Source organism: Novosphingobium kunmingense, assembly GCF_002813245.1.
GTDB classification, from domain to species: Bacteria; Pseudomonadota; Alphaproteobacteria; order Sphingomonadales; family Sphingomonadaceae; genus Novosphingobium; species Novosphingobium kunmingense.
In genome coordinates, this window is the sequence record NZ_PHUF01000004.1 from 60,013 (window position 1) to 85,833 (window position 25,821).

Below are 25,821 nucleotides of genomic sequence, written 5' to 3' on the forward strand. Positions count from 1 at the left end.
ATGCCTCGCGGGGTCATCGCCGACCAGTTCGGTGCGCCTGAAACCTATGAGCTGCGGGAACTGCCGCAGCGCGCGCTTGGTCCCGGCGAAGTCAGGGTCGCGATCAAGGCAGCTGGGATCAGTTATGTCGATGTACTGACGGCCGAGGGGCGCTATCAGGTCAAGCCGCCATTGCCGTTCTGTCCGGGCAGCGAGGCTGCGGGGATAGTCAGCGAAGCAGCCCCTGATGTCAGCCGGATCAAGGTGGGCGATCGTGTCTCGCTCAGCAACTGGGGCGGAATGTTTGCCGAGGAAGCGGTACTGCCCGAACGTTCGGTCCGAGCCTTGCCCGGCGGCATGGACTTTTCCGAAGCCGCGACCTTTCCGGTCAGCTACGCCACCGCCTGGCACGCTCTTGTCGACCGCGCCCAGTTGAAGCCCGGCGAGACCTTGCTGGTGCTCGGCGCCGGCGGTGCAACCGGTTATGCTGCCGTGCAGATCGGCAGGCATCTGGGCGCGCGGGTGATCGGCTCTGCTTCCAGCGAGTCCAAGCGCGCCTTGGCCATGGCCGGAGGCGCCGATGCGGTGATCGAAGCCCGCGGTGAGGATTGGCGTGATCGGGTCAGGGCGGCGAACGCAGGAAAGCCGGTCGATGTCGTGTTCGATCCAGTCGGCGGCGATGCAACCGATCCGGCCTTCCGCTCGCTCGGCTGGGGCGGACGCCACCTAGTCATCGGATTTCCCGGCGGCATTGCGGCGCTGCGCACCAACCTGCCGCTGCTCAAGGGCGCGAGCCTGGTCGGTGTCGATATCCGCCAGTTCGGCGAGCTCGAACCCGAACGGGCCGAAGCGAACCGGGCCACCACCTTCGACCTTGCCCGGCGGGGCGTGCTGCGGCCCGCGATTGCCCGGAGTTATCCGCTGGAGCAATTTCGCGAGGCGATGAGCGCCGCAGCCAGCGGTGAGCTGGCCGGCCGTGTGGTGCTGACGATGGACGGCTAGGACCAGCCAGCCTCGACCACCGCCAACCGCTCGCGCCAGCCGGGCGCGCCGCCCAGCGCCGTGAAATCGGCCGAAAGCTGCGCCACGAGGTTGCCGGCCGGCAGTTCCCCCTCGATCAGGCCCACGCTCTGGCCCGCGCTGAACACATCGCGCCACGCCCGCATGCCATCCGGCAGCACGGCCCGTCCTTCTGGCAGATTGGCCGGATCGAGCCCCGCTTCGGCCAGCGAATCCGCGATCCAGTTGGCCACCACGCCATTGAGGGCGGCCGACGGCACGATCCGTTCCATCCCCGCCGCGGCAATCATGTCGCGGTGTTCCTGGCGCACCGCGCTTTCGGGCGTGGCGATGAAGCGCGTGCCCATGCAGGCAAGATCCGCGCCCAGCCCCAGCGCGCCGCGGATGCCGCGCGCCTCGGCAATTCCGCCGGCGACGATCAGCAAGCCGTCCCAGATCCGCCGCACCGCGGGGACGAACGCGAACGGCGTCAACAGGCCGGTGTGCCCGCCGGCCCCGGCGCAGGTCAGCATCAGGCCGTCGACCCCCGCGGCAATTGCCTTCTCCGCATGGCGCAAGGTGGTCACATCCTGGATCACGCGCCCGCCCCAGCCGTGGACCCGCTCGACCATCCGCGCCGGATCGCCAATGCTGGACAGGACCAGCGGCGCCCGCGCCTGCGCCAACAACGCAAGCCGCTTGGCGCCCTCGTCGGCGAGGGCCATGCGCGCCGGAAGATTGACGATCGGTGGCGCACGTCCGGGCTTGGCCAGCGCAGACAGATACTCGGCGAACTCGCGGTCGCTGGTCGCGCTGCCTCCCTGCCAGCCCGCGACGACCCCCGCTTGGCTGCAGGCCCGCGCCAGGGCGGGCGACGAGGCGAAGCTCATCGGAGCGCACATCAGCGGCAGCTCGAGCGCCTCAAACATCAGCGATCTGTTCCGGCGATGGCGGCATAGCCCGCGACGGCCGCCTCGAAGCGGCGGGCGATCCGCTCTACGTCGGCGATCTTCCCGGCATCAGCGATCACCCCCATGTCGAGATTTGCACCGCTGCGCCGCGAGGTGATGTTGAGGAAGCGGCCCGACCCGATAATCGGCACGGGGAAATTGTGCACCTGGCGATACCCGGCCCAACGCCGTTCGCCGCCCGGACCCGGCACGTTCGACAAGGTAACGTTGCCAGGCAGCACGCGTCCGCCGCCCCTGGTCCGATCGGCGAACGCGGCGCGGCGATCGCGCGCGCCATATGGCTTTTCCAGCGCGTCGAGCAGCGCCTCGTCCAGCGCGGTGCGACGCAGTTCGCAAGCCATGCTGGCCTGGATCGCGCGCAGCCGCTCGATCGGCTCGGGCAGGTGCGTGGCAAGGTGGGGGTGGATGGCGACGATGCGGTTGCCGAAGCGTCCGTGCTCCGGCCGTCGGTACGAGCGGGCGGAATTGACCACCAGCGGCGTCGCCGGCAAATCGTCGATTGCCAGAAGATGATCGCGAAGCGCCCAGGCGGCGCAGGCGAGGAACAGGTCGTTCACCGTCGCGTCGAGAGCCTGGGCCGCGGCGCGAAACGGTTTAAGCGCAACGCTTGTGGTGGCGTAGCCGCGCTGCGCCGTGGTCGGCCCCGACAGCTTGAGTTGCGGGGTTTCCGCGCGCTCGCCCGTGAACGCCTCGAGCTCGGCGAGCGCGGCTTTGCGGGCGATGACCTGGTCAGACCTGGCCTGCGCTTCGGCAGCGAAGCGTGCTTCGCTGAGCGCCCGCCATTCCTCGCCACCGGGCAGACGCGCATCGGCGCTGCGAGGCGGAACCGGCGCGTTGTCATCGCTCAGCAGGCGCAGCACTTCCTGAAAGCCGATGCCATCCGCCACGCAGTGGTGCATCTTTAGGTAGAACGCGGCCGCATCGGGAAAGACGTGGACCTTGAAGGGCGGGCCGGTCAGATCGAGCCGCTGCAGGTTGATCCGTGCCACCTCCTGCCCGAGATCGCTACTGCCTTCCTCCACGATCAGAGCATCCAGATCGGCGGCGGCGAGATCCACCCAGACATCGCTGTCGAAGCCGTCCGGCGCTTCAACCAGTCGGGCGAGCAGCGGCGTTGCGGGCAACCGCGCCGCGAATTGATGCCGTATCCTGCCGGCCAGGCCCGCGCGTTCGCTGTGGGGCACGTCGAGCACCACCAGAGCGCCGACATGCATCGGCGATGCGTCGGTTTCGGTCAGAACCATGAAGTGATCGTCGGGGCGCACCCGCCGGACGCCGTCGACCAGCTCCAGCGGATCGCCCCCGCTCATGAAGCGAGCAGCGCCTTCACTTCGCGCCGCAGCAGCTTGCCCATCTCGTTATAGGGAAGGCTGGGCACAAACCGCACGCATTCCGGCACGCGGCTCGACCGCAGGCGCGAACGGACCATGTCCTGCAATTCATCGTCGGCCGGCTTGTCGAACCCGCCGCGCACCACCACCGCGATTCCGACTGCCTCGCCCCATTCGACGCTCGGCACGGCGACTGCCGCGCAATCGGCAATCGCCGGATGGGTCAGCAGCAGATCCTCGATCTCGCCCGGCGAGATGTTCTCGCCGCCGCGCACGATGACGTCGTCGGCCCGGCCGGACAGGAACAGGTAGCCGTCCTCGTCAAGGTAACCCGCATCCCGGGTCGGAAACCAGCCGTCCGCATCGAGCGCGCTTCTTTCGCGGTACTGGCCCGAAACCTGATCGCCGCGAACGTAGATTTCACCGGTCTGGCCCGCAGGGAGAACCCGGCCGTCCTCGTCGCGGATTTCCAGTTCGATCGTCGGCAAGGGGATGCCGACCGAGCCGAGCCGTGCGCGCACCGCCGGGTCGCTGGACCGGTGCGCCGCGCGGTGCTCGTCCGGACCGAGGAGGGCGATGGTGGAACTGGTCTCGGTCAGGCCATAGGCGTTGGTGAAGGCCGAATCCGGAAACAGGTCGAGCGCGCGATGGATCAGTTCCAGCGGCATCTTGCCGCCGCCATAGGCGATGGCCCTGAGCGACGAGATGTCCGCCTTGATCCCCTTGTCGAGCGCATGGATGATCCGCCCGAGCATGGTCGGCACCACGAAGGCGTTGCTGACCTTCTCGGCATCGACCAGCTTGAGCCAGTCCTCGGGCGCGAAGCCGGGCAACAGCACGATCCGGCGCTGGGCGTAGATCGACGATGCAAGCGCGGCGATGCCGGCAATGTGATAGGGCGGAACCGAAACGAGGGTCGCCTCGCTTTCCTCGGCCGAAGCGAACTCCACCGTGCCGAGGATGTAGGACACCAGGTTCGAATGGGCGAGGATGGCCGCCTTCGGCGCAGCGGTAGTGCCGCTGGTGAACAACTGGATCGCGATGCCTTCGCCGCTGTCATGCTCGGCAAACTCGCCGGATACCGCTTCGAGCGCGGCCAGCGTGAACTCGCTGCGGACATAGGTGGTGTGGCCGTCGCCGCCGGCCAGACGCCTCACACGCTCGACATCGCCGACGACCAGCGCCGGGGCGATCCGGCCCAGGAGCGCACCGAGATCGGCATCGGCGAGGCGATAGTTGAGCGGACAATAGGGCACGCCCGCCAGCGCCGCACCAAACAGCGCAATCACTGCGGCTTCGCTCGATTCGTCGAGCAGCGCGACGTGGCTCGCCCCGCTCGCCCTGATCAGTTCACACGCGCCCCGGGCGGCCTGGTCCAGTTCGCCATAGGTCCAGCGCTTGCCGTCGCAGACCAGCCCGACGCGTTCGGGATCGGCCTGCGCGGCCATTTCGAGCAGCAGTGCGATGTTCATGGGGCTGTCTTCAGTCCGAAGCGGGAAGCGGCTTTGCTTCCTTGAGAACCAGAGCCACGCCGTCGAGGGCGAAACTGCCCTTGCCCGGCTTCACGCAGAGCAGTTCGATCGTTCCCGCCTCGTCGACGTAGCGCTTGCCCATCACAGTGCCGCCGTCGAACCCCGGTGCGGGCGTTCCATCACCTGACGCATCCGCGCTCATCGGTGCTCCGCCGCATTCGATCGTCCCCGCACTGTGCTTGATCAACACCGCCTCGCTGCTGCACGCGGCGCTCTTCAATCTGGATCCCGGCTTCATCGTTGTGCTCCCAAAATAGCGGCCTTCACCAGTCCGCCAGCTCGGCCGCGCGCGCGCGATGCCGCGCCGGGCTGCCCAGCCAGGCACGGTCGTGGACCGAGCGGCGGAACCAGTAGTTCAGGCCATATTCCCATGTATAGCCGATCCCCCCGTGCGCAGCGATGGCTGCGCGTGTGGTGCGGGTGTAGATTTCGCACAGATGGGCCTTGGCCATCGCGGCGGCGCGGCCGGCATCGGACAGGTCTTCATCCCAGGCATAGGCGGCATACCAGACCAGGGCGCGGGCCGGCTCGACGTCGAGCGCCATGTGCGCGAGCTGGTGTTTGAGGCCCTGGAACCGGCCGATCGGCTGGCCGAACTGCTCGCGCGTCTTGGCATAGTCGACCGACAGGTCGAGACAGTGCTGCGCGCCGCCCAGCGCATCGGCGGCGATCAGGACAAGCGCGGCATCGCGGATCTTGTCGACCAGCGGATCGCCCGCGGCGCAAACCGGGTGCGCGGTCACCGTTTCGAAGCGGACCCGCGACACAGGGCGACTGCGATCGGTCGAATCCACGCCCTCGATCACGACGCCCTCGCCGGCCTCGACAAGGCGAAGCCCGCCGGCGCCATCGTCGGCAAGGAACAGGTCTGCCGATCGGGCGCTTTGGACAAGCGCCGAATCCAGCGCCAGGGTGACCACAGTGTCGCCGCTGGCGATGGCGGGCAGGAGCGCGCGAATTGACTGATGAGCGGATCGCGCCGCTGCCAGCGCCGCCACGATCTGGCCGATCAGCGGCCCCGGCGCAGCGGCAGCTCCAGCAACCTCGCAGACCAGCGCCGCATCGAGCAGGCCAAGACCGGCCCCGCCTTCGTCCTCGTCAAGAGCAAGCGCGCCGACCCCGAGTGCCATCAGCGCCTGCCAGCTTGCGGGGTCGAAATCCGCATCGCCATCAGCGAAGGCATGGAGCCGTTCCATGCCCCAGCATTCGCCAAGAGTGCCGCGCACCGCGTCCTGGATCGCGACCTGTTCCGCCGTGAGGTGAAAGCGCATCGCCCTACCTCTCGCTTTGCATGGCAAGGTCGCGCGGCAGGCCCAGTCCGCGCTCGCCGATGATGTTGCGCTGAATGTTGCTGGCCCCGCCGGCGATCGAATTGCCGAGGCTGCCCATGATCTGGTCAAGCCACTTGTTTGGCCCGCGGAGCCCGCGCGGCCCGCGCCCGCCAGCGCCCTTCGGCTCGGTCATGCCTTCCTCGCCGATCAGTTCCTGCGCCAGCAAGGCGATGTCGTGGCCGGTTTCGGTGAGCAGCAACTTCATCATCAACTGGACCGGCCCCGGATCCTCGCCGACGGCAGCGCAGGAGAACAGGCGAAAGCTGGTGTAACGGTGCGACAGCACCCGGCCTTCTATCTCGGCAAGACGGTCACGCACCAGCGGATCGCCCAGCCGGCCCATCTCCCGCGCCAGTTCGACCAGCTTGCGGAACTGGTTGCCAAGGCCATCGGCGCTTCCGATGCTGGCGCGTTCATGCTTGAGTGTGGTGCGGCTGACGTACCAGCCCTGCCCCCGCTCACCGACCTGCCAGCTCACCGGAGTTTCGGCGTTGTCGAAGAAGAACTCGCAGAAGGTGTGCTCGCCCTGCTCTCCGGTCATCTGCCGGATCGGCCGGCGGGTGATGCCGGGCTGGTCGAGGTCGATCAGCAGGTATGTGATCCCGTCATGCTTGGGCGCGTCTGGTTCGGTCCGCGCCAGCATGAACATGTGGGTCGACTGCATGCCCTGGCTGGTCCAGATCTTCTGGCCGTTGATGATCCACCTGGTCCCGTCGGCCGAAAGCTCGGCCTTGGTGCGGACCGAGGCGAGGTCGCTGCCCGATCCGGGTTCCGAATAACCCTGGCCCCAGATGTAGTCGCCCTCGATGGTCTTGCGGATGAACAGGTCCTTCTGCTCGTCCGTACCCTTTTCGATCAGGGTCGGGACGGTCATGTTGACCCCGTTGCCGCCGACTTCCATCGGGGCGCGGGCACGGCCGAACTCCTCGCGGATGACCTGGGCGCGGATCACGTCGACGGGCTGTTCGGAGCCGCCGTAGCGCGCCGGCACCGCGCGATAGAGGTAACCCTGCCCGATTCCCGCGCGGCGGAACTCGCGGACATATTCCCGCAGCTCGTCGCCGCGACGGTCGGCCGGCTGCCAGCGTTCGGCGAGGAAGCTGCGCACTTCCCGGCGAAAGCCTTCCGCTTCCGGTCCGTAACTAAGGTCCATTGCAAATCCTCTTCGCCCGCGGCACTTGCAGCCTGCCCGATCCTATGCCTTACTTGTATTACTAGGTCAAATATCTCGACGCAGGTTTCATGTCCACAGATTCGTCCTCAGAACACCCCGTCCCCCCGGCCTACTACACGCGCGATGGCGCGGTTTACCGGCCCAGCGGGCTTGCCCGCTCTCCGTGGGACGCCAAGGCCATCGCGGGCGGACCGGTCAGTTCGCTCCTGGCGTTGTGCGCCGAAGACGACGCGCTCGACGGCGACTTCGAAATTGCGCGGTTCCAGGTCGACATCTTCGGCAAAGTCCCGCACGAGCCGCTGCGCGCCGCGTTCGACGTGCTGCGCGACGGCCGCCAGACCAAGCTGCACCGCATCACCCTGATGGCGGGGGAGCAGCCGGTCGCCCAGGCCCACGTCCTGAGGGTCCGCCGACTCAAAACGCCCGTTTTCGAAGTACGGCACGACTACCCCGCGCCCTTCGACGTACCCGTGCAGGAAGGCCCGCGCGGTGCGCGCATGGGCGGCGCGATCACCCTCAGGCGGGTGATCGGTGGCCCGGGCATCCCCGGGCGCGGCGTGTCGTGGCTGGCGATGGACGGCGAGATCGTCACGGGCGTGCCCGCATCGAACTTCCAGAAGGCGTGCCTGTTCGCGGACTTCGGCAACGGCTTCGGCAATGCCACCGACGCGGGGGAATGGTCCTATGCCAACCTCGACATCACGATCCAGTTCCTGCGGATGCCAGTGGGCGACTGGTTCCTGCTCGATGCGGAAACCCACATGGCCGGGAACGGGCATGGCACGGCGCGCAACCAGTTCGCCGATGAACGGGGCGTCTATGCCCGCGGGTTCCAGACGATCTTCGTCGCGCCCGGGCACCTTTCGGCCGACCTTCCCCGCCCGGCGCGCTAGCTTTCGCGGGGCTTGTTCCGTTCGCGCCAGATCAGCGCGCTCGCCTGCGTCGAAAGTCCCATGTTGAGCGCTTCGGCGTCGAACTGCGCCTCGAAAGACCAGTCCTCGGCGTTGTTGAGGTTCTGCTTCATGTAGCGGAAGCCCATCCGCGGACCGTCGGCCAGGCGGTGCGCGGCTTTGAGCGTTTCGTCGCGCAGCACGGCATCGTCGAACAGGCGGGTGTAGATCCCCTTGGCAAAGGCTTCCTCGGCGTCGAGCTTTTCACCCAGCAGGAACAGCTCGCGCGCGACTCCGGTGCCGAGGATCTTGGTCCAGAACCAGGTGCTGCCAAAATCCCCGCCGGCCCCGATCCGGTCGAAGGCCGTCAGGAAGCTTGCCGAACGGGCCGCGAAGCGCAAGTCGCAGGCCCCGGCAATGCCGATCCCCGCGCCCGCCACCGGCCCGTTGATCATGGCGATTGTCGGCTTGCCCATTTCGTGCAGCAATCGCGACGTTTCCATGAACCCGCGGAGCCGGGCGAAGCCTTGCTCGGCGCGGCCGCCGGTTTCCGGGTTGGGTGGGACGATGGCCTTGTCGGCCCCGCCTTCCTTCAGATCGCCCCCGGCGCAGAACCCGCGCCCGGCGCCGGCCACCACGACGCAGCCGACCGACCCGTCGCTTGCCGCCTCGGCGCAGGCCTGGGCCAGCGGCGCCATGATGGACCCGGTCAGCGCATTCAGCCGGTCCGGCCGGTTGAGGGTGATGATGCGCACCCCACCCTGGTTCTCGATCAGTACTTCGTCCGTCATGCCGCGCCTATTCCCCACCCAGTTCCCAGTGACGCGCCATCATCGCCGCCGCGGTTTCGGCAAGATCGGACGGAACCTCGGGATACAAGGGCAGCGGCCTGTTCTGGCTCGGCAGGGCGATGGTTGCGGTCGAACGAACCGTCTCCTCGCCGCGCTGGTTGACGAACTTCACCGCCACGTCGACCAGGTTCTGCCCGTTGTCGATGCGCTTGCCCAGCACCTCGCCGCTGACCCGCTGCACATCGCCCATATAGTTGAACTTGCGGATCTCGTCGTGGACGTGGGTGATGACGGCATCATCGCCGGCCCAGTCGTTGAGGTACTGCCAAAGGTAATTCTCGCGCATCACGCCATAGTCGTAGGCCATCGGATTGCCGATCGCCTGGGCCCAGACCGGATCCCAGTGCAGCCGCTGGGCGACGTCGGGAATGCCGTGCTCGTTCTTGACGTAGAACGCCGGGATGCGCTGACGGTTCTTGTGGGCGCGGCGGTTTGCGGTCGGCGCGTAGGGCGTGAAGCCGTAACCGCCGGCGTGGAAGCAGATCACGTCGGTGACGGTAAGCGGGCCCTTGGCCTGCACGCCCAGCGGGTCGCCCTTCTCGACGCTTTCGAAATAGCGCTTGGTCGCGCCCTGCACCGTTTCGTTGGCGTAGATGTCCTCGATCGCCTGCCATTCCTCGTCGGTGTAGGTAGCTGGCTGGATCGACAGGTTCTTGCCCTTCTTCGCCGCGGTCTTGCGTTCGGTCAGGACGCGCAGGATGTCGTAGGTCGCCACCACTTCGGCGCGCTGGTTCACCTTGACCCGGCGGCTGGTGATGATCACCGAACGGCCGGCAAACTCGCTCTGCTTGACCTCGCAGGTCAGGTCGCCGCCATAACTGTAGATGGTGTCGCCGGGCCGGACCGGGCGATAGAAGTTCCAGGCCGAACCCGACACGAACACGTGGATGCCCTTGAACAGGCTCTTTTTGAGTGCGCGAACCTCGTCCGGGGTGGGATCGCCCTTCATCGGCCGGTTGATCTGTCCGACGAACATGCCCGGCGCGATCACTCCGCCCCAGCGGGTTTTGCGGGCGTAGGACGGATTGCTGAACAGCGGATTGTCGTCGCCGCAGCCGTAGGCCCAGTTGCGGATCGAATCGTCGGATGCGGTCTGGACGTACTCCGCCGTCTTCATCGGCTCCCACACGCCAATCAGCTTGCGCTGGCGTTCGATATCGCTGTCCTGAATCTCGTAATCGACGGCCTTCTGCCACTCTTCGCTCTGCTTGATGTCGGTCTTTGCGTCAGCCACGGCATTCTCTCCTTGATCCCACTTATATAACTAGGTAATAGAACCTGACGAGGCAGGCAAGGGAATTTGGCATGAAGGAAGTGCGGCGGATCAGCGATGCGCTGAAGGTGCGTGCGGTGCACCAGCGCGACGAGATCGCCCACGACGATACCCGACGCCAGATCACCTACGCTCAATGGGACCGCGAGGCCGACGAGATCGGCGGCGGGCTGGCCGCGGCCGGCCTGGTTCCGGGCGACCGGGTGTTCCTGCCGATCAGCAACCTGCACGCAGTGGAGATGGCGATCGCGGTCTTCGCGGTGTTCCGCGCCGGCGGCATTGCCTGCCCGATCAACACCCGGCTGACCGCAAGGGAAATCGCAGACTATGCCGCGCTGATCGAACCGCGCTGGTGCATAACCGACGTTCCCGATGCGGTCGCCGGCGTCAAGTTCGACGGGTGCTGGTCGGCCGACGCGATGCCGCGCGATCTGGCGGCCCTGCCCGACCAGGCCACGCTCGATCCCGCCGCCGACGCCGAAATCCTTGGAACGAGCGGCACGACCGGAAAGATCAAGGGTGTGGTGCTTTCCCATCCCGACCTTGCCAAAGGCGTCACCGGGACGAACCTCGACCGGTCGCGCTCGACGCTCAGCGCGCTTCCCCTGACCGGTTCGGGCGGCAATATCGGCATCGTCATGCTGCCCGCGCGCGGCGGCGCGACCGCGATCACCCAGCCCAAGTTCGATCCCAAGGGCTTTCTCGAACTGGTGAAGGAAAAGCGGCCGAACCTCGTCTACCTGGTTCCCTCGATGCTGCGCCTGATCCTCGATCATCCCGACGTCGCAGACTACGACTTTGCCGGGGTGAAATACCTGATGACCGGCACTGCGCCTCTGCCGCACGATTCGGTGAAACGCGCGATGGAACTGTGGCCGCACGTCCGGGTGCGCAATTCCTATGGCATGTCCGAAGGCGGGATCGGCCTTGGCACCACCAGCAAGGAACAGGTGCTCAAGCCCGGCTGCGTCGGCAAGCTTCCGGCGCACATGCAGATTCGCGACGAGCAGGGCAACGTCATCACGACGCCGGGCGTCGTCGGCGAAATCTATGGTTACCAGAAGCATCCGCGCCGCTACTGGAACGATCCCGAAGCGACCGCCGCCAGCTTCATCGGCGGCTGGACCAAGACCGGCGACCTTGGCTTTGTGGACGAGGACGGCGACCTGATCATGGCCGGAAGGTCGAAGGAACTGATCATTCGCGGCGGGTACAACATCACGCCGCTGGAGATCGAAACCGTGCTGCACCTGCATCCGGCGGTGCAACAGGCCGCCGTGGTCGGGGTTGCGCACGACGTCCTGGGCGAAGATATCGCCGCCGCCGTCACCCTCCGCCCGGGCGCCACCGCGACTGCAACCGATATCCAGAGCTTCTGCCGCGAGCACCTGGCCGACAACAAGGTCCCCCGGACGCTGCTGATCCTTGACGAGATGCCGCTCAATCCCAACGGCAAGATCATGAAGAAAGACCTCGTCGCCCCGCTGACCGAAGCCGCCAAGGCCCGCCGCACCGCGGCCTGAGGCTCAGCTGGCGCGGCCTAGGGCCGTCTATTTCAGCCGGTCGAACGGCACGTCCTTGTCCATCCTGATCTCGCCAGGCATTCCCAGCACGCGTTCGGCGATCTGGTTGCGCAGCACCTCGTCCGCTCCGCCTGCGATGCGCATGACGGTGGAGTAGATGTAATCGTACTGCAGGTCGGGCGTGAAGCTGTCGGCCGGATCGGCGGCGATCGAACTCAAACCCTGCAATTCCATGCCCAGTCCCAGCACTCTCTGCTGCCTGGTCGCATAGGCAAGCTTGATCATCCCGGCGAGCGCGCCGGGATTCTCGCCCCTCGAAACCATCGTGCGAAGCCGGGCCTGGAAGAACCGCTCGCCCTGTTCTTCGGCCAGGGCATCGGCCAGCGCAAGGCGCACGGCCTTGTCATCGAGCATGGTCGCGCCATCCTCCGCCGGCGTCCGGGCGGCAAGGTCGAGGATCGGCTCGACCCCGCTGCGATGCGCGCCCGACCCCAGCCGCTCGCCCATCAGCACGGTCATGCAGCAGGCCCAGCCCTCGCCGACCGCGCCGATCCGGTTGGCATCGGGGATGCGGACATCGGTAAGGAAGGTCTCGTTGAACTCGCTCATGCCCGAAATCTGGCGGATCGGGCGCGTTTCGATCCCCGGTGTCTTCATGTCGACGACGAAGAAGGTCAGCCCCTTGTGCTTGGGCACGGCGGTATCGGTGCGGACGACCAGGATGCCCCAGTCGGTCAGGTGGGCCCAGCTCGACCAGACCTTCTGGCCATTGACGATCCAGTCGCCCGAATCGTCGTCCGCCCGAACCGCCTTGGTTCGCAGCGCGGCAAGGTCGGATCCGGCTGCCGGTTCGGAGAACAACTGGCACCAGGTGATCTCGCCCTTGAGGGTCGGCTCGATGAAGGTGCGGCGCTGTTCCTCGGTGCCGTGCTTGGCGATCACCGGCAGCGCCATGCCCGTGCCGATCGAGGTGAACGGCCCCTTGGGCAGGTTGTACTTGCCCTCCTCTTCGGCGAAGATCACAGCCTCGACGCCCGACAGGCCGCGCCCGCCCAGCGCCTTGGGAAAGGTCAGCCCCGACCATTCGCCGTCGAACAGTTCGCGCATCCAGGCACGGCCACGCGCTGCCTCGTCCGTATCCTCCAGCTTGATCCCGACCGGCATTTCGTGCGCGGGGGCATGGGCGGCGAGCCAGGATCGCGCCTCGGCACGGAAGGCCGCTTCGGCGGGGGTGTCGTTGAAGTCCATCGTCAGGCAGCCTTTCCTTGCGATCCCGGCTGGGCGTCTAGCAGGCGGTTCGCCCAATGGCCGCGATTGCCAAGGTTGACCGACAGCGTTCGTTCGCGCCGGTAATAGAAGTGGCAGTTCGCCTCGAAGGTGTAGCCGATCCCACCGTGGACCTGCAGGTTCTCGCGCGCGGCCAGCTCGAACGCCTTGATCGCGGTAAGCCGGGCGGCAGCCGCAGCCGCGGGGAGATCATCCTGCGATGTCCCGGTCGCCCAGCCGGCATAGTAGGCATTCGACCGGGCCAGTTCGATCGCCACGGCAATGTCGGCCAGCTTGTGCTTGATTGCCTGATAGCTGGCCAGCGGACGTCCGAACATCTGACGTTCCATCACATAGCCGCGGCCCATCTCGAGGCAGGCCTCGGCCCCGCCGACCGCTTCGAACGCGGCCTGCACCGCGGCGCGGTCGAGCAGGATCTCGATCGCGTTCTCACCCGGCATGACCTCGGCCCGAGCACCCGCAAAATCAAGGCGGTAGTGAGGGCGCAACTGGTCGAAGCTGTCCAGCCTGGTGCGCGTGACCTGGGCCTGTTCCAGATCGACGATCGCCAGCCTGGCGCCGCATTGCACCACGGCGATCCCGGCCACGCCCGCGTCGGCAACGGGGTGCTTGCTGCCCGTCAGGGCATCGCCAGCCAATTCCAGTCCTCGGCCCAAAAGCGGGCCCGGCCCTTCGGCGGTGGCGAAACATCCCACCAGTTCGCCGCTGGCCAGCCGGGGCAGGTAGCGCTGTTTCTGCTCCTCGCTGCCGGCCAGCCGGATGGCATCGGCGGCCAGGACGATCGACGAAAAGAATGGCACCGCCGCATTCGCCCTGCCGAGTTCGAGCGAGATGACCCCAAGATCGAGCTCGCCCATGCCCAGCCCGCCGAAGGCCTCCGGAATGGCCGCGCCGAGAAAGCCCATCTCGGCCAGTTCGCGCCACAGCGGTTCGTCCCAGTCGGCCCCTGAATCGATCAGCGCGCGCAAACGGTCGTAGGGGGTGCGTTCGGCCAGAAGCCCGCGCGCCTGTTCGGCCAGCATCTTCTGTTCGTCGGAAAGGTCGAAATCCATAGTTCAGTCCGCCAGTTCTTCGTACCAGGTGGTTGCCAGCGCGCCCATGGCATCGGCCATGATGAAGGTCTCGCGCACCATGCGGTTGTGGCAAAGCTGGACCGCCGCGGCGAAATCCACCGCATCGGCGGCGATCGCCTCGGCCAGCGCGGCGCGCGCTCCGATCAGCCCGTCCGGAGCGCTGGGCATCAAGGCCCGGATCTCGGCCAGCTCGGCCGCATCGAACTGCGCGCCATGGCTGGCGCGGCGCCGCCAGAACTTGACCAGGCGGGCAAGATCCTTGGCTTTGGCCGAGGCGCGCTGGTTGCCCGCTGCCGGGACGATGTCATCCTTGAGGTCATCGAGAGCGGTTGCGAAATAGCGGTCGGTCCAGTCGGGTTCGATCGCGGGCAGCGCGGGATCCTGCAGGCTGATGCCGGCTAGCTCGGCGACCGAACGGACCACAACGCGCTTGTGCATGGTTCCGAACATGAGGCCGGTTCCGCTGGCCCCCGTGCGCGAGGCGGGCGCCGCTGCCAGAGCCGTGCTCGGTACCATGAAGCTCAGTTGGAAATAGAGCCGGTGGTACTTGATGCGGGCAAGGTCGATGGCATTGCCGCTCGACTGCGCATAGGCCGACAGAACCTGGCGCATCGGCACGAAGGGCTGGATCAGGCTGCGCACCCAGATCTGGGCCAGATCCTCGGCCGGGTCGCCAAGGTGGGTCAGCTCCCAGTCGATCAAAGCCGCAACCGCACTGCCGTCGAACAGGAAGTTGCCCGGACCGGCATCGCCGTGCAGGACCGCGGCCGGCCCGACATCGACCGGCACGTTTCGCGCCAGCCAGGCCAGCGCGATCTGGAGGATCGGGTCGGCGCCGGCGGAAAGGTTGGCGCGCTGCCAGTTCGCCACGTTCTCGCGGATCCGGCGCGACGGCGGCTCGGCCGGATCGCCGAGCGCGGCAAAGGCAGGATCGTGGGCATCGAGCCGGTGAAGCGCGGCAAGCTGCGCGACGAAATCGGCCGCCAGCGCGGACTTGTCCTCAGCCTGGGGAAAGCGATCGTTGCCCGGCACGAAGGCGCTCAGCAGCGCCAAATTCGACGGATAGGCCCCGACCAGCGGCGCGACACGAACGCCGGCACCCCGGAACGGGCCCGTCAGCGCGGCAAGGATCGCCGTCTCGCGCTGGAAATAGGGCAATCGCGAGGGATCGCCGGCGCGCCCGTCCCAGGCCAGGTAGCAGCGCCGCTCTGCCCCGTCGGGCGCGCGCAAGGTTATCTCCGCGCCCTGCCGCGATGCGCCGCCGCCGCCGCGCAGCCGTTCGTCAGCGATGACACAGCCGGTGTCCTGTTCTACCTCTCGGCGCAATTGCGAGGGGATTGCGCTTGTCATCGATCCTCTTACTTATATAACTAGGTCACATATCAATCCTTCACACGCCCAAGGCGGGAGAGTCAAGCGTGAGCTACGAGACCATTATGTTCGACGTCGCCGATCATGTCGCCACCATCACGATCAACCGGCCCGACGCGATGAACAGCTTCAATCGCCAGATGATGGACGAGTTCGAGCAGGTCTGGCACGAAATTTCGTGGAACGACGATATCCACGTTTCAGTCCTGCGCGCCGCACCGGGCCGGGCGTTCTGCACCGGGGTCGATGTGAAGGGCGCGGTGGGCGGGAGCCGTCCGGCGGTCGACCTCGACAACGTCTGGCACTGCTTCGATCCCGGCGACCAGTTGGGGCCCAAGTCGCAGAAGTGCTGGAAACCGATGATCGCCGCGGTCCACGGCATGGCGGCCGGTGGCGCGTTCTACTGGCTCAACGAGGCGGACATCATCATCGCCAGCGAAGACGCCACCTTTTTCGATCCGCACGTCACCTATGGCATGACCAGCGCGCTCGAGCCGATCGGGATGACCTACAAGATGCCGCTGGCCGACGTGCTGCGCATGGTCCTGCTGGGCAACGACGAGCGGATGAGCGCCCAGTACGCGAAATCGATCGGGCTCGTCAGCGAAGTGGTACCGCTCGACAACCTCTGGGCGCGGGCGCACGAACTGGCGCTACAGATTGCGGCCAAGCCGCCCGCGGCGATCCAGGGTTCGATCAAGGCGATCTGGTCAAGCCTCGACATGCCGCGCTCGGTCGCGCTGGCAAACGGGCTCAAGTATCCGCAAATCGGCAATCCGGTTGGCGTTCCGCAGGTCGACCGCGAAGCCCTGATGGCGGACAAGGCCAAGAAGTTCACCCTGCGCTGATGACCCACCCCCGGCTTCACGCTCGCGCCGCGCCGGATCGGCCAGCGGTGATCATGTCCGATGGTTCGAGCAGTCTCAGCTATGGCGAGCTAGAAGACCGCGCCAATCGCGGCGCCCGGTTGATCCGTTCGCTCGGCATTGCTGGTGGGCAGACCATCGCCTTCTGGCTGCCCAACTGCCCCGAGGTCTTCGAAGTCTATTGGGCGGCGCAGCGGGCAGGGATCTACGTAACCCCGATCGCCACGGCGCTGACCGCGGCAGAGGCCGACTACATCATCGGCAATTCGGGTGCGAAACTGGTCGTCGTCTCACACGCGATCGCGGGACTGGCCGCGCTGCCGCCCCGCGATGGCGTGACCGTCCTGACGCTCGAACAATGGCGCGGCGCGCTGGCCTCCCAGCCGCCGGGCGCGATCGACGACGAAGCGCCGGGCTTCCACATGGTCTATTCCAGCGGAACGACCGGGCGGCCCAAGGGCATTCGCCTGCCGCTGCCCACTGGGAAGGTCACCGACCTGCATCAGTTGGCCGCGCAGATTCGCGACCGGTACGGGCTGGGTCCCGACGACACGTACCTATCGCCCGCGCCGCTCTATCACACCGCGCCGCTCGCCTACACGACCGCCGCGCACCGGCTCGGCGCGACCGTCGTGGTCATGCCGAAGTTCGAACCCGAGGCCTGGCTCGATGCGGTGGAGGCCTACCGCGTTACCATGACCCAGATGGTGCCGACGATGTTCGTCCGCCTGCTGAAGCTGCCCGAAGAGGCGCGCAAGGCCCACGACCTGTCCAGCCTGCGCCACGTCATCCACGCCGCCGCGCCGTGCCCGGTGCCGGTCAAGCACGCGATGATCGAATGGCTCGGCCCGATCCTCTACGAATACTACGGCGGCTCCGAAGGCAACGGATCGACCGGGATCACTTCGGAGGAATGGCTGAAGAAGCCGGGTTCGGTCGGCAGGGCAACGTGGGGCACGCTGCACATCTGCGACGACGCCGGAAACGAACTTCCGGCCGGCGAACAGGGCCTGGTCTATTTCGAAGGCGGCTGGGACTTTCAGTACCTGGGGGATCCCGACAAGACTCGCGACAGCCGCAACCCGCTGCACCCGGCCTGGTCCGCGCTGGGCGACGTGGGCTACGTCGATCGGGACGGCTACCTGTTCCTGACCGACCGCAAGAGTTACATGATCATTTCCGGCGGGGTGAACATCTATCCCCAGGAGGTCGAGAACCTGCTGATCACCCATCCGAAGGTGGCCGATGCGGCGGTCATCGGCGTGCCCAATCCCGATTTCGGCGAAGAGGTGAAGGCGGTCGTGCAGGCACTTGATCCGGCCGATGCGACCCCGGCCTTCGCCGAAGAACTGATCGCTTTCTGCAAGGAGGGTCTGAGCCCGATCAAGTGCCCGCGTTCGATCGACTTCGATCTCGAGCTTCCGCGCCTCGACAATGGCAAGCTGTACAAGCGGCTTATCAAGGATCGCTACTGGGCGCGGAAGGCCTGACAGGGAAGATCGCCCGTCTGGGCCTGACGCGCAGACTGCGTGATGATGCAGGCAGCCGTCTGCGAACCCGGCTTTTGTTCGCGTTTCGCTGTTCAAAGCGAATATGCAGGGAAAACTTGCGGTTCCAGCTCAATATCAATGAATAGCCGCTGCAAACTCGCAGCATACCGACGCTTTTCAGGCATTTTCCGTGCGCATCGGAACGGGGAATGACTAGGCCGCATCAGGGAGTAGATCGGAACCCGAAGACCCCAAGCAGGGATGACAACAGGGGATTACGAAGTCTGGTCAACTCGCATGGATGCAAAATGAACGCACGCAAGGCCTGATTGACGCCACTTGCCGCAAGAAATGTCAAAACCCGCCGCAACCCCAGCTAAAGCCGAAGGGGCCGGCGCGGCCTAAAACGGCCCGTGACGCGTCCGCAGAGGCGCCTTCATGGGAGAATCGAATTGGCCAAGACCCTGTTCGCGCGCGCCTTTGCCGCCGTGCTGTTCACCACGACATCCGGTATCGCCCTCGCACAAGACGCATCTCCGATCGAGGACGTCGCGAACACCGATGGTGAGATCATCGTCACCGCCCAGCGCCGCGAACAGTCGCTGCTCGACGTCCCCGTCGCCGTCACCGCGATTGGCGGCGACAACCTGGCAAAACGGGGCATCAGCAACTCCTCACAGCTAGGCGAGGCGGTGCCAAACCTGCAGATCAACAGCCCGTATGGCCGCACCCAGCCAAACTTCTCGCTGCGCGGAATCGGCGTTGCCAACGAATACAACTCGAACCAGGCCTCTCCGGTCGGGGTCTATCTCGACGACGTTTACCTCGCCCCGCGCACCAGCCACGGCATGGGCCTATTCGACCTCGACCGGGTCGAAGTGCTGCGCGGGCCGCAGGGCACCTTGTTCGGCCGCAACACCACTGGCGGCGCGATCAACTTCATCACCCGCAAGCCCGACCTGCAGGGCACGGAAGGTTACGCCGAACTGGGGTACGGCAACTTCGACACCTTCACCGCGCAGGGTGCCGTAGAGGCGACCCTGTCGCCCGACGCGGTCGGTCTGCGGCTGGCAGTCAACTACGCCAAGGGCGACGGGCAGATTCGCAATGTGTTCGCCGGCGGCCGCGATCCCAATTCGACCGACACCTTGCAAGGCCGGGTCAGCCTGCGGATCAAGCCGTCCGACGCGCTTGACGTCGTGCTGCGCGCCTATGGCGGGCGCGACCGCGGCACCCAGGCCGGTGTGCACGGGCTGCTGCCGTTCCGCACCGGGCTGGATTTCTTCGAAACCAACGAGAACCGGGTGGGCGACAACCGCACCGATGCCTGGGGCTTTTCCGGCAATATCGCACTGTCGCTGTCGGACCGCCTGACGGTGACATCGATCACCTCCTATGACGGCGGCAAGCAGGACCTGCAGCAGGCCGCCGATGGATCGCCGCTCGATATTCTCGACATCACCTGGCAGTCGCAATACCGGCAGTTCAGCCAGGAACTGCGCGGCAATTTCAGCAGCGACGGCGTCGATTTCGTGGGCGGCCTGTTCTACGGCTGGGACCGCAACATCACCGACAATCGCTTCAACCTGCCGCTTCCCCCGGCGGGCGGATTCTTCCAGCATTACCGGCAGGTGCGCCGGTCCTACGCCGTGTTCGGCCAGGCGGACATCGACTTGACGCCGAACCTCGTCCTGACGCTGGGTGCGCGCTACACCGAAGACAAGTCGCGCTATGACGATGCCTATGCCTATCTGTTCGTCGGCACGATCGGCGCGCCGGACCTCCCGATTGCAACGACCGTGCCCTGCGCGGGCGTTGCGGGGACCTGCGCCTATAACCCCGCCGCGCGCTTTGCACTCGCGGACAAGAACTCGGCCCTAACCGGGCGGGTCGCACTGAGCTACACCACCGATGGCGGCACGCTGCTCTACGCAAGTTACAACCGCGGATACCGCGCCGGGGCGGTCAACGGCGGCGGCTACACCTCGTCGAGCGGGATCTCCTATATCAAACCCGAACGGGTCAACGCCTACGAACTGGGGCTCAAGGGCCGCGCCCTCGACCGCGCGTTGACCTACGCAATTTCGGCTTTCTATTACGATTACACCAACCAGCAGCTTCAGGACACGCGCGCCGGTCCGGTGTCGTTCCTGGTCAACGCGCCCAAGTCCGAAGTTTACGGCCTCGAAGTGGAGAGCACCTTGCGGGCAACGCCGCGGCTGCGTTTCGATGCCGCGCTGGGCCTGCTGCGTTCCAGGTACAAGGATCTGACGCTTCAGGGCACCGACCTGTCGGGCAACCGACTGCCCTTCGCGCCCGAAGTCACCGCCCAGTTCGGTTTCAGCTGGGATGTGCTGGATCTGGCTGGCGGCACCGTCACCTTCGCGCCCAACGTGGCCTATTCCAGCCAGCAGTGGTTCTCGCCCTTCAACGGGACCAACGCCACCGGATCGGCTCAGGACAATTCCGAACTGCAGCAAGGCGCCAACGCCAAGGTCAACGCCTCGCTCAGCTGGAGCAACGACAAGCTGACCGTCCGCGCCTTCGCCAACAACCTGTTCGACCGCGAAACCTATGGCTACGGGCTCGATCTCAGGGGGGCAGGCTTCCCGTACAACTTCCTCGTTCCCGCCGCGCCGCGCACCTACGGGGTGAGCGTCAAGGTGTCCTACTGACAATGGCCAGCATCGACCTCAAGAACCCCGACACCTACCGTGCCGGGGTCCCTTATGCCCTTCTGGCGCAGCTTCGGCGGGAGGATCCCGTTTACTGGAACCCGGAAAGCGATGGCGCGGGGTTCTGGGCGGTGCTGCGCTTCGCCGATATCGTTGCCGTATCGCGCCAGCCCGACCTGTTCTCCTCCGCCTACGAAAATGGCGGTCACCGTATCTTCAACGAGAACGAGGCGGGGTTGGCCGGGACCGGCGAATCCGCGATCGGAATTCCGTTCATCTCGCGCGATCCGCCGGGCCACACGCGCTATCGCAAGTTCGTCATGCCGGCGCTGTCACCGGCCCGGCTGCAGGGGATCGAACAACGCATCGCGCAGCGGGTCGACGCGCTCATGACAGACCTTCCGATCGGCGAGCCGGTCGACATCCTGCGCCGCTTCACCGTTCCGCTGCCGCTCCTGACCCTGGCGGAACTGCTGGGGGTGGAGCCCGAGCGCTGGCACGACCTGCACCGCTGGACCGACGCCTTCATCGGTGAAGACGATCCGGAACTGCGCACGTCTCCCGAGGACATGGGCGCCATACTGGGCGAGTTCATGGACTTCGCCATCGCGCTCTACGAGACACGGCGCGCCGATCCCGGACCGGACCTCGCCTCGCTCCTCGCCAACGCGGAGATCGATGGCAAGCCGATCCCGCTGGGCGAGTTCGTGGGCAACCTGATCCTCGCGCTGGTAGGCGGGAACGAGACGACGCGAAACTCGCTCAACCACACGATGATCGCGCTGTCGCGCAACCCGGAACAGTGGCAGGCGCTCCGCGTCGATCCCGCGCTGATGACCGGTGCAGTCAAGGAAATGGTGCGTCACGCCAGCCCCGTCATCCACATGCGCCGCACCGCCACACGCGACACGCAGCTTGGCGGCAAGACGATCCGCAAGGGGGACAAGGTCGTCATGTTCTACCCCAGCGGCAATCGCGACGAGGCCGTTTTCGCCGATGCCGACCGGTTCGACGTGACCCGCAAGATCGGCCAGCACCTTGCTTTCGGTTCGGGTGCGCATGTGTGCGTCGGTTCGCGGCTAGCCGAAATGCAATTGCGGCTGGCCTTCGGCGCCCTCGCAAGGCAGGTTACGGCCTTCGAAATCGTGGGAGAGCCGGGGCGCGTGCGGTCGAACTTCATCAATGGCTTCAAGCGGCTCGACGTGAAACTGGTTGGTTAGTACATGCTTGCACGGGCATTCGGCACCGAGAACAAGAGCATCATCTGCGACGTGCTGGGCCGTGCGCCCGACGTGGAGATGGGCTCGATCGGCGATGGTTGGTCGCTGTGCCGCTGGCGGCAGTTCGTCGGCAGCTATACCCTGCCCGCCCTGCCCCAGCCGATCTTCACCGTGCACATCGCCGGCAAGCCGCAGGTAAAGACGTGGGACCGCGACGGCTGGACCGAAACCAGCTCGATACCGGGTTGTGCCACGATCGTTCCAGCCGGAATGCCGACTGGGTGGCTAGTCGATGGCGAACTCGACGTGGTCACCCTGTCGATGGATTCCGACGTGCTTGCCGGTCAGCCGCACGCTGACCAGTTCAACCGGATGCGGTTCGCCTTCGCCGATCCGCTGGGCGTTGCCCTGACCCGGCAGATCCTTGCCGAAATCTACGCGCCCCAGGCCGCCGAGCGGACGGCCTATGTCTCTGCGATGGTCAACGCGCTCAAGGCGCACATCCTGTCCGGGCCGCCAGCCGCGGGAAATCCGGCCGAAATCCCGGTCTCCGACTTTTCTGCCTACCGCCTACACCAGATCATGAACCGCATTTTGGCCGATCCGGGCGGCGGCCATTCGCTTGACGAATTGTCGGCCATGGCCGGGATCACGCGATCGCATTTCTGCCATGTCTTCAAGGGGGCGACCGGCGTGACCCCGCACCAGTACGTCATGAAGGCCCGCCTAGACCGTGCGCAGCAGATACTGGTCCAGTCGGACCTCAATCTTGCGGCCGTGGCCGAAGCGGCTGGGTTCGCCAGCCAGAGCCATTTCAGCCGCGCATTCAAGGCATGGTTCGGTATGACACCCAGCGATTTTCGCGGCAAGGAACGGTCACGACAGGGCTGACACTTCACGCACGGAGAGGGCAATGACAACAGCAATCGCCGCTGTGGCCTATGAGCCGCACGGTCCCTTCACAGTCGAACCGATCGAAGTTGACGTGCCGCGCGCGGGCGAGCTGAGGGTGCGCATCGCCGGGGTCGGCCTGTGCCATACCGACATTCAAAAGATTGGTGGGCGCTGACGGGCTCGAACCGCCGACCCTCTCGGTGTAAACGAGATGCTCTACCAACTGAGCTAAGCGCCCCTTCTCGGGAGCCGCGCTTTTAGCCTGTGCGGCGCTGCCGTCAATCGGCAGCTTGCTCTACGGATCAGACCAGTCGCGCGGCGTTGGTGCCGAGGTCGGCGAAATAGCGGGCCATGGCGTCGGCCGCCTTGTCGGTCAGCGTGATGAACGCACGGCGGCGGTCGCTGTCGTCCTCGTTGCGCTGGAACAGGCCGGCCTCGGTCATCTGCCCGATCCAGCGCAGCGCGGTGGTCGGCGGCACGCCGCTGGCGATGCACAGGCTGGTCACCGAGACGCGGGTGTGTTCGACCCGCGCCGCGGTCAGGTCGAGCAGCATGTCCCAGGCCGGATCGCCGAACAGGTCGCCGTCGAAGAAGCGCGCGCGCATCTGGCGCTGGCGGATGATGCGGCGCACCAGGCGCGGATCGGGCAGCGGCGGCCGGGGCACGCGGACCAGGCGATCTTCGCCTGCATCCGCCTCGCCGCGGAAGGCAGGGCGCGGGCTTTCGAAGCGGAAGGCGGCGTCAGGCGTGGACGTCGGGGGGCCTTCGATCCGCTCGAGCCGCTGAGCGATCTGGCCGACCTGCTCGGTCAGGCGGAGCAGGACCAGCCGGTCATCCTCGCTCAGTTCGCGCAGGCGCAGGGGCGCGACCAGGCCCAGAACCCGGCCGAGCGCGATGACCCGGTCCGCGCGGCTGGGATCGACCAGGATCTGCGGATTCGACTGGTCGAGGCAGCCGAACACGTCGTCGAGCCCGGCGACGCTGGTCGACACGATCAGCTGCGCGCCCGTGTGCGCCGCGCGCAGGTCGATCCGCGCCAGGGCGGCAAGCGCCGCGCCGTCGGGCCGCGGACAGTCGACCAGGATGACGTCGCCGAGCGCGCGCACCGCATCGTCGAGCAGGTCGGCGAGCGCGCCGCCAGCGGCGATGCGAAATCCCGCCGCCTCGGCATCCTCGCGCGCGGTGGCGCAGACATGCGGCCGATCGGCAAAGACGCTGACGGTGAGCGGCACGCCCACGGCATCGTTCGCCACGTTGGCGTAGGAGAAAGTGGCCTGACCCATGCTGTTCGACTCCATTTCAACGAACAAGAGTAGAACAAAAAGTGTTCAAGTCAAGAATATCGCCTGTCGAGCTCAGAGTGGCAACCCTGGCGACCTGACGCGATCACGCTCCCGAACAAGGGGATGACAGGCCGGCCCGCTCCGCACATACTCAAAGTCGACAAGGTCGCACCAAGGGAGATGGGCGATGCTATGGCACTTTGCAGACCTGTTCGAAACCGTGGCCGGTATCGTGCCCGACAAGCCGGCGATCATTCAGCCCGGCCTTACCCGCACCTACCGCGAGTTCGAGGATCGGGCGGCACGGCTGGCTGAGGCCCTGGTTGCCGGCGGGATCGCGCCCGATGCGAAGGTCGCGATCTATGGGCACAATTCGGCCGCCTTCCTCGAAGCCCAGTTCGCGGTCTTCAAGGCGCGGGCCGTACCGGTCAACGTGAACTACCGCTATGTCGAGGAGGAACTGGCCTACCTGTTCGACAATGCCGATGTGGAAGCCGTGTTCTTCGACGCGCGCTTTGCCCCGCGCCTGGCCGCGATCCGCGACCGTCTGCCCAAGGTGCGGCTGTTCATCCGCATCGACGATGGCAGCGGCGAACAGCTGGCCGGGGCGATCGACTTCGAGGAGGCCATTGCCGACCATTCCCCGCTCCCCCGCCTCGCCTACAGCGAGGACGACATCTACATGGTCTACACCGGCGGGACCACGGGCATGCCCAAGGGGGTGATGTACCGGCAGGGGGACTTCGTCAAAGGCATTGCCGGCTACCTGCTCGGCCCCGGCGTCGAGCCGACGCCCGCGTTCATGACGGCCGCGATCGGCATGCTGGCCGCCTCGGGGGAAGAGCCGGTCGCCTTTCCGGTCTGTCCGCTGATGCATGGCACGGGAATGTGGCTGGGGGCGCTGGCCGGCCATTCCTTCGGCGCGACGGTGGCGCTGCTGCCCGACGAGCATTTCGATCCCGCACGGGTGCTCGATCATGCCGCCCGCTTCAGGGCGACCGGCCTGGTCATCGTCGGCGATGCCTTCGCCAAGCCGCTGCTGGCCGAGATGCGCGCTGCAATCGCGCGGGGGCAGCCCTATGATCTGTCGGCGCTCAAGGCGATCGTATCGTCTGGCGCGATGTTCTCGGCCGAGACCAAAGCCGGGCTGCTCGAACTCCTCGACATCGAGATTCGCGACGCCATGGGCTCGACCGAAGGGGCGATGGGATCGTCGGTCGTGTCGCGCGCGGACCCACCCGGCCCGACTGCCCAGTTCGCCATCGGCGAACACACCAGGGTGTTCGACGAGAACGACGAGGAGATCGAACCGGGCTCGGACCGGATCGGGATCATCGCCAATGGCGGCTTCACCCCGGTCGGCTATTACAAGGACCCGGAAAAGAGCGCGCGCACGTTCCGCACGGTGCGCGGCCACCGCTATTCCTTCCCCGGCGACTACGCCAAGGTCCGCGCCGACGGCACGCTGGTGCTGCTCGGCCGCGGATCGGTGTGCATCAACACCGGCGGGGAGAAGGTCTATCCCGAGGAGGTCGAAGAGGCGCTGAAGGCGCACGACAGCGTGTGGGACGCGCTGGTCGTGGGCGTGCCCGACGATCGCTTCGGCGAGCGGATCGCCGCCGTGGTCTCGGCCGCGCCGGGCCGGGCGATCGAGGAGGCCGCGCTGATCGAGTTCGCACGCGAGCGGCTGGCCGGCTACAAGATGCCGCGCCACATCGTAACGGTCGCCGCCGTGCCGCGCGCGGCGAACGGCAAGGCAGACTACAAGACAGCGAAGGAAACGGCGCTGGCGGCGGTCGGCTGACCGC

22 protein-coding genes and 1 tRNA gene are annotated in these 25,821 nt (G+C 66.5%); 10 read left to right on the top strand and 13 right to left on the bottom strand.

Features of this window, described 5'->3' with window-relative positions; genetic code table 11:
- Positions 1-981: an NADPH:quinone oxidoreductase family protein gene (locus B0I00_RS09780; protein WP_100867236.1), complete on the top strand. Its 981-nt coding sequence runs from the start codon at positions 1-3 to the stop codon at positions 979-981.
- On the opposite strand, the gene B0I00_RS09785 is transcribed toward B0I00_RS09780, so the two are convergent.
- Genes B0I00_RS09785 through B0I00_RS09810 form a run of 6 tightly spaced genes read right to left on the bottom strand, consistent with a single transcriptional unit; the run spans position 978 to position 7,296 of the window.
- The gene (locus tag B0I00_RS09785) at positions 978-1,907 is read right to left on the bottom strand and encodes an NAD(P)H-dependent flavin oxidoreductase (protein WP_100867237.1); all 930 of its coding nucleotides are present in this window, start codon (positions 1,905-1,907) and stop codon (positions 978-980) included. The genes B0I00_RS09780 and B0I00_RS09785 overlap by 4 nt on opposite strands.
- A complete protein-coding gene (locus B0I00_RS09790) occupies positions 1,907-3,259 on the bottom strand; it encodes a wax ester/triacylglycerol synthase domain-containing protein (RefSeq protein WP_100867238.1) in 1,353 nt (450 codons plus the stop codon). The genes B0I00_RS09785 and B0I00_RS09790 overlap by 1 nt, the downstream gene beginning before the upstream one ends.
- Entirely contained in the window at positions 3,256-4,752 is a 1,497-nt protein-coding gene (locus tag B0I00_RS09795; protein ID WP_100867239.1) for a class I adenylate-forming enzyme family protein, read from the bottom strand. The genes B0I00_RS09790 and B0I00_RS09795 overlap by 4 nt, the downstream gene beginning before the upstream one ends.
- 10 nt (positions 4,753-4,762) lie before the next feature.
- Positions 4,763-5,050 carry a hypothetical protein gene (locus tag B0I00_RS09800; protein WP_100867240.1) on the bottom strand — a complete coding sequence of 96 codons (288 nt, stop codon included), beginning with the start codon at positions 5,048-5,050 and terminating at the stop codon, positions 4,763-4,765.
- A gap of 25 nt (positions 5,051-5,075) precedes the next feature.
- Complete coding sequence (locus B0I00_RS09805; RefSeq protein WP_100867241.1) at positions 5,076-6,083, bottom strand: acyl-CoA dehydrogenase family protein; 1,008 nt, start codon at positions 6,081-6,083, stop codon at positions 5,076-5,078.
- Between the two features lie 4 nt (positions 6,084-6,087).
- Entirely contained in the window at positions 6,088-7,296 is a 1,209-nt protein-coding gene (locus B0I00_RS09810) for an acyl-CoA dehydrogenase family protein (protein WP_100867242.1), read from the bottom strand.
- 89 nt (positions 7,297-7,385) lie between these two features.
- Between B0I00_RS09810 and B0I00_RS09815 the strand changes: the two genes are divergently transcribed.
- On the top strand, positions 7,386-8,210 hold the full coding sequence (locus tag B0I00_RS09815; RefSeq protein ID WP_100867243.1) for an acyl-CoA thioesterase domain-containing protein: 825 nt from the start codon (positions 7,386-7,388) through the stop codon (positions 8,208-8,210).
- Here B0I00_RS09815 and B0I00_RS09820 read toward each other — a convergent pair.
- The gene (locus B0I00_RS09820) at positions 8,207-8,998 is read right to left on the bottom strand and encodes an enoyl-CoA hydratase-related protein (protein WP_100867244.1); all 792 of its coding nucleotides are present in this window, start codon (positions 8,996-8,998) and stop codon (positions 8,207-8,209) included. The two genes, B0I00_RS09815 and B0I00_RS09820, sit on opposite strands and share 4 nt — an antisense overlap.
- 7 nt (positions 8,999-9,005) lie before the next feature.
- A complete protein-coding gene (locus B0I00_RS09825) occupies positions 9,006-10,292 on the bottom strand; it encodes an FAS1-like dehydratase domain-containing protein (RefSeq protein ID WP_198519202.1) in 1,287 nt (428 codons plus the stop codon).
- Positions 10,293-10,363: 71 nt separating this feature from the next.
- Here B0I00_RS09825 and B0I00_RS09830 point away from each other — a divergent pair, with 71 nt between their 5' ends.
- Positions 10,364-11,854 (top strand): class I adenylate-forming enzyme family protein, encoded by a 1,491-nt coding sequence (locus B0I00_RS09830; protein WP_100867245.1) that lies wholly within the window; start codon positions 10,364-10,366, stop codon positions 11,852-11,854.
- A gap of 27 nt (positions 11,855-11,881) precedes the next feature.
- On the opposite strand, the gene B0I00_RS09835 is transcribed toward B0I00_RS09830, so the two are convergent.
- Genes B0I00_RS09835 through B0I00_RS09845 form a run of 3 tightly spaced genes read right to left on the bottom strand, consistent with a single transcriptional unit; the run spans position 11,882 to position 15,564 of the window.
- A complete protein-coding gene (locus B0I00_RS09835) occupies positions 11,882-13,102 on the bottom strand; it encodes an acyl-CoA dehydrogenase family protein (RefSeq protein ID WP_100867246.1) in 1,221 nt (406 codons plus the stop codon).
- A gap of 2 nt (positions 13,103-13,104) precedes the next feature.
- On the bottom strand, positions 13,105-14,193 hold the full coding sequence (locus B0I00_RS09840) for an acyl-CoA dehydrogenase family protein (RefSeq protein WP_100867247.1): 1,089 nt from the start codon (positions 14,191-14,193) through the stop codon (positions 13,105-13,107).
- 3 nt (positions 14,194-14,196) lie between these two features.
- On the bottom strand, positions 14,197-15,564 hold the full coding sequence (locus B0I00_RS09845) for a phosphotransferase family protein (RefSeq protein ID WP_100867248.1): 1,368 nt from the start codon (positions 15,562-15,564) through the stop codon (positions 14,197-14,199).
- Between the two features lie 68 nt (positions 15,565-15,632).
- On the opposite strand from B0I00_RS09845, the gene B0I00_RS09850 reads away from it, so the two are divergent.
- The 6 genes from B0I00_RS09850 to B0I00_RS09875 all read left to right on the top strand — a co-directional run bounded on the left by B0I00_RS09850 (position 15,633) and on the right by B0I00_RS09875 (position 22,905).
- Entirely contained in the window at positions 15,633-16,433 is an 801-nt protein-coding gene (locus B0I00_RS09850) for an enoyl-CoA hydratase/isomerase family protein (RefSeq protein WP_100867249.1), read from the top strand.
- A complete protein-coding gene (locus B0I00_RS09855) occupies positions 16,433-17,941 on the top strand; it encodes an acyl-CoA synthetase (protein ID WP_100867250.1) in 1,509 nt (502 codons plus the stop codon). Before B0I00_RS09850 ends, B0I00_RS09855 begins: the two co-directional genes overlap by 1 nt.
- Before the next feature lie 452 nt (positions 17,942-18,393).
- Positions 18,394-20,616 carry a TonB-dependent receptor gene (locus tag B0I00_RS09860; protein WP_198519203.1) on the top strand — a complete coding sequence of 741 codons (2,223 nt, stop codon included), beginning with the start codon at positions 18,394-18,396 and terminating at the stop codon, positions 20,614-20,616.
- Between the two features lie 2 nt (positions 20,617-20,618).
- Positions 20,619-21,836 carry a cytochrome P450 gene (locus B0I00_RS09865; protein WP_100867252.1) on the top strand — a complete coding sequence of 406 codons (1,218 nt, stop codon included), beginning with the start codon at positions 20,619-20,621 and terminating at the stop codon, positions 21,834-21,836.
- A 3-nt stretch (positions 21,837-21,839) separates the two neighbouring features.
- Positions 21,840-22,727, top strand: coding sequence for an AraC family transcriptional regulator (locus B0I00_RS09870; RefSeq protein WP_100867253.1), 888 nt, complete (start codon positions 21,840-21,842; stop codon positions 22,725-22,727).
- A gap of 22 nt (positions 22,728-22,749) precedes the next feature.
- Positions 22,750-22,905 (top strand): hypothetical protein, encoded by a 156-nt coding sequence (locus B0I00_RS09875; protein WP_198519204.1) that lies wholly within the window; start codon positions 22,750-22,752, stop codon positions 22,903-22,905.
- Here B0I00_RS09875 and B0I00_RS09880 read toward each other — a convergent pair.
- A tRNA-Val gene (locus B0I00_RS09880) sits at positions 22,893-22,968 on the bottom strand. The two genes, B0I00_RS09875 and B0I00_RS09880, sit on opposite strands and share 13 nt — an antisense overlap.
- A 64-nt stretch (positions 22,969-23,032) precedes the next feature.
- A complete protein-coding gene (locus B0I00_RS09885) occupies positions 23,033-24,028 on the bottom strand; it encodes a winged helix DNA-binding protein (protein WP_408635232.1) in 996 nt (331 codons plus the stop codon).
- A gap of 172 nt (positions 24,029-24,200) precedes the next feature.
- On the opposite strand from B0I00_RS09885, the gene B0I00_RS09890 reads away from it, so the two are divergent.
- Entirely contained in the window at positions 24,201-25,817 is a 1,617-nt protein-coding gene (locus tag B0I00_RS09890) for an acyl-CoA synthetase (protein WP_100867254.1), read from the top strand.
- Positions 25,818-25,821 lie beyond the last annotated feature (4 nt).

Coding starts and splice junctions, on each gene's coding strand:
- B0I00_RS09835 (WP_100867246.1), bottom strand. CDS start 13,102: ATGGACTTCAACGACACCCCCGCCGAAGCGGCCTTCCGTGCCGAGGCG.
- B0I00_RS09795 (WP_100867239.1), bottom strand. CDS start 4,752: ATGAACATCGCACTGCTGCTCGAAATGGCCGCGCAGGCCGATCCCGAA.
- B0I00_RS09890 (WP_100867254.1), top strand. CDS start 24,201: ATGCTATGGCACTTTGCAGACCTGTTCGAAACCGTGGCCGGTATCGTG.
- B0I00_RS09820 (WP_100867244.1), bottom strand. CDS start 8,998: ATGACGGACGAAGTACTGATCGAGAACCAGGGTGGGGTGCGCATCATC.
- B0I00_RS09885 (WP_408635232.1), bottom strand. CDS start 24,028: ATGGAGTCGAACAGCATGGGTCAGGCCACTTTCTCCTACGCCAACGTG.
- B0I00_RS09830 (WP_100867245.1), top strand. CDS start 10,364: ATGAAGGAAGTGCGGCGGATCAGCGATGCGCTGAAGGTGCGTGCGGTG.
- B0I00_RS09840 (WP_100867247.1), bottom strand. CDS start 14,193: ATGGATTTCGACCTTTCCGACGAACAGAAGATGCTGGCCGAACAGGCG.
- B0I00_RS09875 (WP_198519204.1), top strand. CDS start 22,750: ATGACAACAGCAATCGCCGCTGTGGCCTATGAGCCGCACGGTCCCTTC.
- B0I00_RS09845 (WP_100867248.1), bottom strand. CDS start 15,564: ATGACAAGCGCAATCCCCTCGCAATTGCGCCGAGAGGTAGAACAGGAC.
- B0I00_RS09805 (WP_100867241.1), bottom strand. CDS start 6,083: ATGCGCTTTCACCTCACGGCGGAACAGGTCGCGATCCAGGACGCGGTG.
- B0I00_RS09810 (WP_100867242.1), bottom strand. CDS start 7,296: ATGGACCTTAGTTACGGACCGGAAGCGGAAGGCTTTCGCCGGGAAGTG.
- B0I00_RS09780 (WP_100867236.1), top strand. CDS start 1: ATGCCTCGCGGGGTCATCGCCGACCAGTTCGGTGCGCCTGAAACCTAT.
- B0I00_RS09815 (WP_100867243.1), top strand. CDS start 7,386: ATGTCCACAGATTCGTCCTCAGAACACCCCGTCCCCCCGGCCTACTAC.
- B0I00_RS09855 (WP_100867250.1), top strand. CDS start 16,433: ATGACCCACCCCCGGCTTCACGCTCGCGCCGCGCCGGATCGGCCAGCG.
- B0I00_RS09800 (WP_100867240.1), bottom strand. CDS start 5,050: ATGAAGCCGGGATCCAGATTGAAGAGCGCCGCGTGCAGCAGCGAGGCG.
- B0I00_RS09865 (WP_100867252.1), top strand. CDS start 20,619: ATGGCCAGCATCGACCTCAAGAACCCCGACACCTACCGTGCCGGGGTC.
- B0I00_RS09790 (WP_100867238.1), bottom strand. CDS start 3,259: ATGAGCGGGGGCGATCCGCTGGAGCTGGTCGACGGCGTCCGGCGGGTG.
- B0I00_RS09785 (WP_100867237.1), bottom strand. CDS start 1,907: ATGTTTGAGGCGCTCGAGCTGCCGCTGATGTGCGCTCCGATGAGCTTC.
- B0I00_RS09870 (WP_100867253.1), top strand. CDS start 21,840: ATGCTTGCACGGGCATTCGGCACCGAGAACAAGAGCATCATCTGCGAC.